The following is an 11606-nucleotide window of genomic DNA, read 5'->3' on the forward strand; positions in this document are numbered from 1 at the left end:
TATAAAAAATAAAAAAATAATTGACACTTATTTAAACTGATGGTATAGTATATAGAGTAATAAAAAACAAGAAGAAGTCCGCTTCTCACCTTACAACAATAAAGTTAGTAAGGTAAATATAAGTTAAGATTTAAGTGTTTTATTAATTGTAGTAACTTATATGGCGGATGATGATATCATTCGCCTTTTTTAATATAAAATTGGAGGTGTCCTACTATTAGTAAGGAATTAGCAATCAATGATCAGATAAGAGATAAGGAAATAAGAGTTCTTTCAGAAACTGGTGAACAACTTGGAATAATGTCTTCTAGAGATGCACAATTAATGGCAAACGAGAAGAATTTAGATTTAGTAAAAATATCACCTAATGCGAACCCACCAGTATGCAAGTTAATGGATTATGGTAAATATAAATATGAGCAATCTAGAAAAGAAAAAGAATCTAAGAAAAAGCAAAAGGTTGTAATTGTAAAAGAAGTTAGATTAAGACCAGGTATAGAGGAAAATGACCTAAATACAAAAGCTAACCAAGCTATGAAATTCCTTAAAAAAGGAGACAAAGTTAAGGTTGAACTTAGATTTAGAGGTAGAGAACTAGGGCATAAGGATTTAGGAAAAAAAGTAATGCTTAAGTTTATAGACCTAGTAAAAGAGTTTGGAGAACCAACAAAAGCCCCTGCATTTGAGGGTAATAATATGGTTGTAATGATAGATCCAAAAAAATAGATATACATTTGAGAGGAGGATATTAATATGCCTAAAATGAAAACTCATAGAGGAGCAGCTAAGAGATTCAAAAAGACTGCTAGTGGAAAATTAAAGAGAGGTAAAGCTTTCAGAAGACATATACTAACTAAGAAAGATGCTAAGACTAAAATGCAATTAAGAAAGTCTGGAGTAGTTAGTGAAGGTGATGCTAGAAGAATAGCACAATTATTACCATACTTATAAGATCGAATACAAATAGATAAAAATTATTTAGAACAGAGAAACGAAGGAGGTTACGACGATGGCAAGAGTTAAAAAAGCTATGAACGCTCGTAAGAAGCATAAGAAAGTATTAAAACTTGCAAAAGGTTACAGAGGATCAAGAAGTAAATTATACAGACCAGCTAACGAGTTTGTAATGAAAGCATTAAAGCATGCTTATGTTGGTAGAAAATTAAAGAAGAGAGATTTCAGAAAACTTTGGATACAAAGAATAAATGCAGCTACTAGAGCTAACGGAATGTCTTATTCAAGATTTATGAACGGATTAAAATTAGCAGGTGTTGAAGTTAACAGAAAAATGTTATCTGAAATGGCTATAAATGATCCTCAAGGATTTGCTAAATTAGTAGAAGTTGCTAAATCAAAATTAGCTTAATTATACAAAACTCTGGGTTAAGACTCAGAGTTTTTTTATGTATTTAAATATAATATTGAATGTGAAACTGCTGACGATTAATAAAATTTGCGCATAAAAAAGGTGAAATTTTTATCAAATGAAAAAATTACATATGTTAAATTTGTGTAAATATATAATAAATATTTTTAAAATTACAAATTTCCATTTAGGTATAGATATATTTAAAAACTAAGTATATAATGTATTTTATTATTGTTATAAGCGCAATAATATAATTAAACACAAGAAAGGTTTAATTTATAATACATACAGGAGGAGATAAAGTAGGTGAAAGAGTTTATTTTAAAGATTAAAAAGCCGATTAATAAATTAAATCCACCTCAAATAATGGTAATTGGTTTTGCTACTGTTATATTAATAGGAGCGATACTACTTACACTTCCTATTGCTACAAACACAGGAGAATCTACTCCGTTTGTAGACGCTTTATTTACGTCTACATCTGCGGTATGTGTAACTGGTTTAGTAGTAGTAGATACAGCTACACATTGGAACTTATTTGGACAAATTGTAATAATTGTATTGATTCAAGTCGGTGGTTTAGGATTTATGACAATAACAACTTTATTTGCATTGATAACGAAAAAAAGGATAAATTTAAAGGAAAGACTTCTTATACAAGAGGCACTGAATCAAATTGACTTATCTGGATTAGTTAAACTAACTAGATATGTATTATTGATGACGTTTGTAATAGAGGGATTTGGAGCGTTAATATTATCAACTGTATTTATACCTGAATTTGGATTAATTAAAGGAATATGGTTTAGTATTTTTCATGCTATTTCAGCATTCTGTAATGCGGGATTCGACCTTATGGGTAATATAAGTGGGCCATTTACTTCAATTACAAAATATGTAAATAATATAACTATAACTCTTACAATTTCAGCACTTATAGTTCTTGGAGGTATAGGATTCCCTGTAATTTTAGATGTAGTAAAGAAGAAAAAACTATCTAGGCTAAATATACATTCAAAAGTAGTATTAATAACTACGGGAACATTAATAATTACTGGGATGGTATTTATATTATTTATAGAATATTCAAACCCCAAAACACTAGGAGATCTTTCATTAAAGGGTAAATTATTAGGATCATTATTTCAATCAATTACACCTAGAACTGCTGGATTTAATACTATAGACTTGGCATCTATGCACCAAGGAAGTTTATTTATAATGATAATTTTAATGTTCATAGGAGCATCACCTTGTTCTACCGGTGGAGGTATTAAAACCGCAACTATTGCAACTATTATACTTTCTGTAAAAAGTTTTATATTTGAAAGAGAAGATATAGAAGTATTTGAAAGAAGAGTAGGTGTTAATGCAGTAAGGAAGGCATTAGGGATATTTTTTATCGGATTATCAGTAGTTGTAATAGGTATTTTAATAATAAATTTAACTCAAGATTCATTTGATTTAATTGAATCTGGATTCGAGGTTGTATCTGCATTTGCAACAGTAGGCTCAAGTATAGGTGGAACACCTAATTTAAATATATTTGGTAAAATAATAATAATGATTTATATGTTTATGGGAAGAGTAGGATTTTTAACTATATTTATAGCTTTAGTATCTAAAAATTCTGCTAAGAAACAAGTTATAAGATTTCCAGAAGGTAAAATTATAGTAGGATAGAAAGTTAGGAGAGAGCAGGTATGAAACAATATATAGTTATAGGTTGTGGAAGATTTGGATCATCAGTGGCAACTACAATGCATTTACTAGGACATCAAGTAATGGCAATAGATAAAAATGATGATTCAGTACAGGCTATATCTGAGAAGGTTACACATGCAGCTATTGTAGATGTTACTGATGAACAAGCGCTTAGAGCTTTAGGCATGGGAAATTTTGATGTAGCAATAATTGCTATAGGTTCTGACATAAGAGCGTCTATAATGGCTACATTAATAGCTAAAGAAATGGGTGTAGAGCAAATTGTATGCAAGGCGAAAGATGAGCTCCAAGCTAAAGTTTTATATAAAATAGGTGCTGACAGAGTTGTATTCCCCGAAAGAGATATGGGAGTTAGAGTGGCACATAATTTAGTTTCAAATAATATATTAGACCATATAGAGTTAGATCCAGACTATTCTATAGTTGAAATTGTTACGCCTAAAGAATGGGAAGGTAAGACATTAATAGAATTAGATTTAAGAGCTAAATATGAAATAACAGTATTAGCTATAAAGTGTGATAAAACTATAAATGTTACACCATCTCCAGAAGAAAAAATAAATGCAGGAAGTATATTAGTTGTTATAGGTCAAAATAGCAAAATAAGTACAATAACAGCAGATAATGACTTTTCATTTAGGAGAAAATAAAAAAATGATAGTATCGATAAGTAGTAAGGATAATGAAAAAGTTAAATTAACTAAATCTCTTTTAAAAAGTAAAAATAGGTTAAAAGAGTCTAAATTTTTAATAGAAGGATTTAGAATTTTAACTCAAGCTATAGATTGTAATGCGGATTTACAATATGTATTTATAAATGAAAATTTTGAAACAAAAGAGGAACATGTTGAATTCTTAAAAGTTTTAGAAAGTAAAAATATAAAAGTATATAAAACTACAAATAAGATATTTAATGAGTTTATAGATACAGAAAGCACTCAAGGTATAGTTGGAGTTGTTGGTATACAAAAAAATAATATTCAAGATATTTTAGATGACAATTGCAGATTTGTATTGATTTTAGATAGAATACAAGACCCAGGTAATATGGGTACTATAATAAGAACAGCAGATGCAGCAGGTGTAGATGCTATAATAAACTTAAAAGGTTGTGTAGATATATATAATAGCAAAGTTACGAGATCTACAATGGGATCAATATTTGATATGAAAATAATAAATATGACTCAAGATGAAGTATTAAAAGAATTAAAAGATAGGAAATTTGATATTGTATCAAGTTATTTAAATACAAATAACTTTTATGATGGAGTAGAATATAACTATAAAACAGCTCTTGTTATTGGGAATGAAGCTAATGGTGTTAATGATGAACTTATAGAAAAATCAGACACACTAGTTAAAATACCTATATACGGCAAAGCTGAATCTTTAAATGCAGCGATAAGCTCAGCTATACTTATGTATGAAATCAAAAAATATATGATATAATAGAGTTGTATTGAAAATTCACACTATATATGATATAATTTACAATCAAAGTTTAATATTTAAAATACTATGAAAGAGAAAAGTATTTTAATAGTCATTAGTGCAGAGATAAGTACCTAGGCTGAAAGTACTTTCTAAGTTATTAAAAGAAGTTCCCTCTGGAGTATCATAGCTGAAGTTTAAGTAGGTTATGACGTTTAAAACACGTTACGTTTTTCGAGTGGTTTGAATTATTTTTAATAAATCAAGCTACTAGGGTGGTACCGCGAAACAAAAGCCTTTCGTCCCTAGATAGGGATGAAGGGCTTTTTTTGATGTATAAAAATTAAAGTGAAAGGGTGAATATAGTGCAAGAAAAACTACTTAATTTACAACAAGAAGCATTAAGTGAAATAAAAGACATGCAAGATATAGAGCAAGTAGAGTCTTTAAGAGTTAAGTACTTAGGAAAAAAAGGTGAAATAACATCTATATTAAAAGAAATGGGTAAATTATCAGCTGAAGAAAGACCTGTAATAGGAAAGGTTGCTAACGAAGTTAGAGAAGCTATAGATACCGCTATAAGTACTAAAAAAGATGAGTTAAAAAATATTGAAAAGCAAAGAAAATTAGCTGAAGAAGTTTTAGATGTAACTATGCCAGCTAAAGAATTTAAAGTAGGGAAAAAACATCCTATATCTCAAATTATAGATGAAGTAAGTGAAATATTTATAGGTATGGGATTCTCTATAGCAGAAGGACCAGAAGTTGAAACAGTTGGAAATAACTTTGATGCATTAAATGCACCAAAAGATCACCCATCTAGAGATATGAGTGATACATTTTATATAAATGATGAGTTATTACTTAGAACTCAAACATCTCCAGTTCAAGTTAGAACAATGAAAAATGAAGAGTTACCAATAAAAATAATATCTCCAGGTAGATGTTTTAGATTTGATGCTCCAGATGCAACACACTCACCGATGTTCCATCAAATAGAAGGTCTTGTAGTTGGAAAAGACGTTACTATGGCTCAATTAAAAGGAACATTAGATATGTTTGTTAAGAAGTTATTTGGAGAACACACTAAAACTAAATTCAGACCACATAACTTCCCATTCACAGAGCCAAGTGCAGAAGTAGATGTTACTTGCTTTAAGTGTCAAGGTGCAGGATGCCAGATGTGTAAAGGTGAAGGTTGGATAGAAATATTAGGAGCTGGTATGGTACATCCAAATGTATTAAGAAACTGTGGAATAGACCCTGAAGTTTATAGTGGATTTGCTTTTGGTATGGGACTTGATAGAATAACAATGCTTAAGTATGAAATAGATGACATAAGATTATTATTTGAAAATGATATGAGATTTTTAAATCAATTTTAATTAGGAGGATTTGATATGTTAGTACCTTTAAAATGGCTTAGAGACTACGTTGATATAGATAGAGAAACTCAAGAATTCGCTGATATGATGACTATGACTGGTTCAAAGGTTGAAAAAGTAGAGTTCTTCGGAAAAGAAACTAATGGAGTTGAAGTATGTAAAATACTTGAAATAGAACAACATCCAGATGCAGATAGATTAAAGGTTACAAAAGTTGAAGTGGCTGATGGTCAAATACTTCAAATAGTAACTAATGCTACAAATATAAATGTTGGAGATTATGTTCCAGTTGCAAGAATAGGAGCTGTTCTACCAGGTGATTTTAAAATAAAAAAAGGTAAATTAAGAGGGGTTCTTTCAGAGGGAATGTTCTGTGGAGCAGAAGAATTAACTATACCTTCTCAATATGTAGAAGAACATAAAAAAGATGGAATATATATACTAGATCATCAAGATTCATTTGAACTAGGTATGGATGTAAGAGAAGCATTAGGAATAAACGATGTTTTAATAGAATTTGAAATAACATCAAATAGACCTGACTGTAGATCAATAATAGGAATAGCTAGAGAAGCTGCAGTAACTTTAGGGAAAGAATTAAAATACCCACAAATAACTGTAAATGGATCTAACGAAGAGATGAAGTTTGAAATAGATGTTCAGACAGAACTATGTAAAAGATACTGTGGTAAGGTTATTAAAGATGTTAAAGTAGGGCCTTCTCCATATTGGATGCAAAGAAGACTTATAGAGGCAGGTATGAGACCTATAAACAATATAGTAGATATAACTAATTATGTTATGTTAGAACTTGGTCAACCACTTCATGCATTTGACTTAGAAGATATAAAATATAATAAGATGATAGTAAAACTTGCACAAGAAGGTGAGAAATTTACTACATTAGATGGTGTCCAAAGAACATTAACATCAGATATGTTAGTTATAGGAAACCAAGATAAGACTTTAGATTTAGCTGGTATCATGGGAGGAGAAAACTCTGAAGTAAAAGATAACACTACATCTATATTCCTTGAAGGAGCAAGTTTTGCAAAGGAAAATATAAGAGCAACATCTAAAAAATTAGGATTAAGAACAGAAGCTTCATCAAGATTTGAAAAAGGAATAGATGTAAATCTAACAGAAGCTGCTGTAAATAGAGCTTGTCAATTAATAGAAGAATTAGGTTGCGGTACAGTTCTTAATGGTATGCTTGATTATTACCCTAAAAAGGAAGAAGTACAAAAAATAACTGCTAACCCAGAAAGAATAAATAAACTATTAGGTGTTAATGTACCTATGGATCAATTTATAAATATACTTGAAAGATTAGAGTTTAAGTGTAATTTAATTTCATCTGATAAGTTAGAATTAGAAGTACCAAGTTTTAGATTAGATATATGTGAAGATGCTGATATATTAGAAGAGGTTGCAAGAATTTATGGATATGAAAATATACCATCTGCAACTTTAGAAGGTAATGCTACAGCAGGAGTAAAAACAAATAAACAAAAATTTATGGATAATGTAAAATCTAATTCTATAGCTGTTGGATTAAATGAAATTTTAACATATTCATTTGTAAGTCCAAGAGGAGTAGATAAGCTAAACTTAGCTGAAGATGATGAGAGAAGAGAATTTGTTAAAATTATAAATCCTTTAGGTGAAGAAACTTCTGTTATGAGAACTACTTTAATACCTAATATGTTAGATGTAATATCAACAAACTTATCTCATAAAGTTGAAGAAGTTTATGCTTTTGAATGTGGAAATACATTTAGACCACAAGAAGGATTACCTGTAGAAACTAAGAAATTATCTATAGGAATGTACGGAAAAGAAGTAGATTTCTTCTCTATAAAAGGTGCAGTAGAAACTATATTAAACAATGTTGGATTTGATGGATACGAAGTTGAACCAGAAACTAAAAATTTAACATTCCACCCTGGAAGATGTGCTAAATTAGTGTATAATAATATATGTATAGGGACATTCGGAGAGCTACATCCAGATGTACTAGAAAACTATGATTTAAATCAAAGAGTATATGTTGCAGAGATAGATATTGACTTAGTATTTGAGAACTTAAATAATTCTAAAGTTTATAATCCATTACCTAAATATCCAGCAACTACTAGAGATATAGCTTTATTAGTTAAGGATGAAGTGTTTGTAAAACAAATAGAAGATATAATAAAAGCTAATGGATCAGATATATTAGAAAGCTATCAATTATTTGATGTTTACAAGGGAGCTCAAATAGAAGAAGGGCACAAATCTATAGCATACTCAATAACTTACAGAAGTAAAGATAAAACTTTAACTGATGAAGACGTAGCAAAAGTTCATGATAAGATAGTAAGTGAGCTAAGTGAAAAACTAAATGCGAATTTAAGATCAAATTAATTAAGAAACAAATGTAGGGGGGGTTAGGATGAACAAAGTTACAGTAAAGATACATGGATCGGAATATCCTATGGTATCTGAAAAATCTAAAGATTATATGATAAAAATAGCTCATTATGTGGATGAGGAAATGAGCAGAATAGCAGAAGCTAATTCAATGCTTAGTACATCTCAAGTGGCTATATTATCAGCATTAACTATTACTGATTTGCTATTTGAATGTTCAGAAGAAAATGATAAGCTAACTAAAGAGAATAAAGAATTAGTTAAAAAAGCAGAAAAACCTAACCAAGAAGTTCAACTAGAGATGAAAAAAATAAAGTTAGAACTTGATAATAAAGTTGAAGAGCTTGGTAAAAAACAAGATGAAATAGATTCTCTAAAGACAGAACTAAAAAATAAAGCCAATGACTTAGAGGAAATGAATCCTCTTAAAGAAGAGATTGAGGAACTTAAAAAGAATTTAGATGAAGCTAATGAGAAAACTGAGATAGCTGAAAAGCTAGCTTCAGATTTTCAAAACAAATTATATGATTTACAGTTGAAGAACATAGAGTTAGAACAAGAGCTAAATTATATAAAAGCATCTGGAAAACTTTTAAAATAATAGAATACTTTTAGAAACCTTCAGGAAAAATAACCTGAAGGTTTTAGTTTTTAATGACAATAAGGAGGTAGTTATGAATACAGAATTACTAGCACCTGTAGGTAGTTTTGATGCGTTAAAAGCAGCTGTGCAAAATGGAGCAAATGCAGTTTATTTAGGTGGAAAAGAATTTAGTGCTAGAGCCTCAGCGAATAACTTTGATAGAGAAGAATTAAAAGAAGCTGTAAAGTATGCGCATATAAGAAATGTAAAAGTATTTGTAACGGCAAATACACTTATAAAACAATATGAAATAGATGATTTTCTTAATTATATAAAATATTTATATGATATAGATGTTGATGCAGTTATACTTCAAGATATAGGAATGGCTAAACTAATAAAAAGTTTATTACCAGACTTTGAATTGCATGCAAGTACACAAATGGTTGCTCATTCACTAGAAGATACATTATACTTACAAAACATTGGATTTGATAGAGTTGTATTAGCTAGAGAACTTAATATAGATGAAATTGAACATATATGTAAAAATACTGATGTTGATATTGAGATATTTGTACACGGAGCATTATGTGTATGCTATTCAGGGCAGTGTTTAATGAGCAGTATGATAGGAAATAGATCTGGAAACAGAGGTAGATGCGCGCAACCATGTAGACAAAAGTATGAATTAATAGATATAAATTCAGGTAAAGTGATAGATACAGAAGGCGATTATTTATTAAGCCCTAGGGATTTAAATACAATAGAGGAAATAGATAGAGTCATAGAAGCTGGAGTACACTCTTTAAAGATTGAAGGAAGAATGAAACGTCCAGAATACGTAGCAACTGTAATAAGTAGTTATAGAAAAACTATAGATACATATATAGAAAAAAATAAAGTAAATGTATCAAATGAAACTATGAATAATTTATATACTATATTTAATAGAAAGTTCACAAAAGGATATTTATTAGGAGAGGTTGGAGAAGCTGTTATGAACTCAAATCGACCTAATAATGTAGGGCTTTATATTGGAAAAGTAATTGATTACAACAGAAAAGCTAAGCGCTTAAAAATTAAGCTAGAGAATACACTTAAAAAAGGTGATGGAATTAACTTAGGTGGAGGAACTATAGGAAGAATTATTAAGCAAAACAATATAATAAGCGATATAGGAGAAACTGGAGAACTTATAGAATTAGATTTTATAGGAGAAGCTAAAAAAGGACAAATAGTATATAAAACATCAGATAGTGATTTATTAAACACTATTAAGAAGTCATTTGAAGAAGATGTTGAAACTATAAAAATTCCTATAGATGCTACTATTGAATTGAAACTTGGACAGCCTCCAAAGCTTAGCTTAAAAGATGGATATAAAAATGAAATAACTGTTACAAATGAAAAGCTTGTAGAGAAAGCCATGAAGGTTGCATTGAGTGAGGAAAAGATAGTTTCTCAAATAAAAAAACTAGGAAATACAACATATGTGCTGAGAAATATAGATGTTGATATAGATGAAGACATAAGTTTACCGATAAGTGTATTAAATCAACTGAGAAGAGATGCTATAGATAAATTAAGTAATGAAAGAGTAATTATAAAAAGTAGAAACTTCAAAGATAAGTGCATTAAATTTTCACCAAAAGTTATAAAAGAGGATAAAGATATAAAATTAAGAGTTAAAGTTAAAAATATAGAACAATTAAAAACTGTAGTATTACATGATATAGATGCCGTATATTATGAAGATATAAATACATTAGAAGAAGCTAAAACTATTTGCAATAGAAATATAAAGCTTATATATTCTCCTCCTAGAATACTTAGAAATAAAGATTATAGTATTTTAAATAAATTTGATAAAAACTCTATACAAGCTGGTAATTTAGGTTGCATAAACTTATATAAGGGAAAAGAGATATATATAGATAGCTACTTAAATTCTTTTAATAGTGAAACTATAAATCACTATAAATCAGAAGGAGCAAATACGATTTGCTTATCTCAAGAATTAAATTTAACTGAAATAAAAGATATGTTAAAATATACTAATAGCGAGATAGAAAGTATAGTTTATGGATATACACCTCTTATGATTAGTGAATACTGTCCAATGGGAGTTTTAGTTCGAAATTGTAAAAAGGATAAAAGAAGTTCTGTTTGCAACAAAAGTTTATATGCTCTAAAAGATGATAAAGATAATATGTATAGATTATCTCAGGATATTTTCTGTAGAACTAGCATATACAATTCTAAGCCACTGTGTGTACTAGAAGATTTAAGTGAATTAAATAAATCAGGTATAAATGTATTTAGAATAGATTTAACATTTGAATCAAATGAAGAAATAAATTCTATAATTAAAGCTTTTGTAGAGTGCATAGAAAATGATTTTAAGATGGGTATGAAATGTAAAAAGTTATATAAAGAGCTTGAAGATACTGGATTAACATCCGGTCATTACTATAAAGGTGTTGAATAATAAAAAAGGATAATATGTATACTAATATTACATATTATCCTTTTTTATGCAACTAATCACGTAAGAGAGTTTTTATGTGAAAATGCATAAAATGAAGTCACAAAATGTACACAAATATTGAAATTTGGAGAGTTTTTTGTTAAATTATGTAGATTAGGGTATAATTTACAATTGTGTAAGTATATTTTCTAAATTTAATTTATACAA

At 29.0% G+C, this 11606-nt stretch carries 10 protein-coding genes and 1 other annotated feature; all 10 genes read left to right on the plus strand.

Translation table 11 applies throughout. The features are described 5' to 3' along the window. Positions 1-261 precede the first annotated feature (261 nt). The 10 genes from infC (at position 262) to VN21_RS09450 (ending at position 11399) form a co-directional block, all read left to right on the plus strand. Complete coding sequence (gene infC, locus VN21_RS09405; RefSeq protein WP_442952408.1) at positions 262-726, plus strand: translation initiation factor IF-3; 465 nt, start codon at positions 262-264, stop codon at positions 724-726. A gap of 27 nt (positions 727-753) precedes the next feature. Next, complete coding sequence (gene rpmI, locus VN21_RS09410; protein ID WP_021428430.1) at positions 754-951, plus strand: 50S ribosomal protein L35; 198 nt, start codon at positions 754-756, stop codon at positions 949-951. A 58-nt stretch (positions 952-1009) separates the two neighbouring features. Beyond that, entirely contained in the window at positions 1010-1366 is a 357-nt protein-coding gene (gene rplT, locus VN21_RS09415) for a 50S ribosomal protein L20 (RefSeq protein WP_021428465.1), read from the plus strand. A 309-nt stretch (positions 1367-1675) separates the two neighbouring features. Then, positions 1676-3052, plus strand: a complete 1377-nt coding sequence (locus VN21_RS09420; protein ID WP_046823031.1) for a TrkH family potassium uptake protein — start codon at positions 1676-1678, stop codon at positions 3050-3052. A 20-nt stretch (positions 3053-3072) separates the two neighbouring features. Next, positions 3073-3744: a potassium channel family protein gene (locus VN21_RS09425; RefSeq protein WP_046823032.1), complete on the plus strand. Its 672-nt coding sequence runs from the start codon at positions 3073-3075 to the stop codon at positions 3742-3744. Positions 3745-3748: 4 nt separating this feature from the next. Then, on the plus strand, positions 3749-4546 hold the full coding sequence (locus tag VN21_RS09430) for a TrmH family RNA methyltransferase (protein ID WP_046823033.1): 798 nt from the start codon (positions 3749-3751) through the stop codon (positions 4544-4546). Between the two features lie 60 nt (positions 4547-4606). Continuing rightward, positions 4607-4838, plus strand: a binding site (T-box leader). 55 nt (positions 4839-4893) lie between these two features. After that, the gene (gene pheS, locus VN21_RS09435) at positions 4894-5913 is read left to right on the plus strand and encodes a phenylalanine--tRNA ligase subunit alpha (protein ID WP_046823034.1); all 1020 of its coding nucleotides are present in this window, start codon (positions 4894-4896) and stop codon (positions 5911-5913) included. A gap of 15 nt (positions 5914-5928) precedes the next feature. Beyond that, positions 5929-8319 carry a phenylalanine--tRNA ligase subunit beta gene (gene pheT / locus VN21_RS09440; protein WP_046823035.1) on the plus strand — a complete coding sequence of 797 codons (2391 nt, stop codon included), beginning with the start codon at positions 5929-5931 and terminating at the stop codon, positions 8317-8319. Positions 8320-8347: 28 nt separating this feature from the next. Further along, the gene (gene zapA, locus VN21_RS09445) at positions 8348-8926 is read left to right on the plus strand and encodes a cell division protein ZapA (protein WP_046823036.1); all 579 of its coding nucleotides are present in this window, start codon (positions 8348-8350) and stop codon (positions 8924-8926) included. Between the two features lie 73 nt (positions 8927-8999). Beyond that, positions 9000-11399, plus strand: coding sequence for a DUF3656 domain-containing U32 family peptidase (locus tag VN21_RS09450; RefSeq protein ID WP_046823037.1), 2400 nt, complete (start codon positions 9000-9002; stop codon positions 11397-11399). Positions 11400-11606: the final 207 nt, after the last annotated feature.

This window comes from Paraclostridium benzoelyticum (assembly GCF_001006285.1).
In the GTDB taxonomy this organism is placed as follows: domain Bacteria; phylum Bacillota; class Clostridia; order Peptostreptococcales; family Peptostreptococcaceae; genus Paraclostridium; species Paraclostridium benzoelyticum.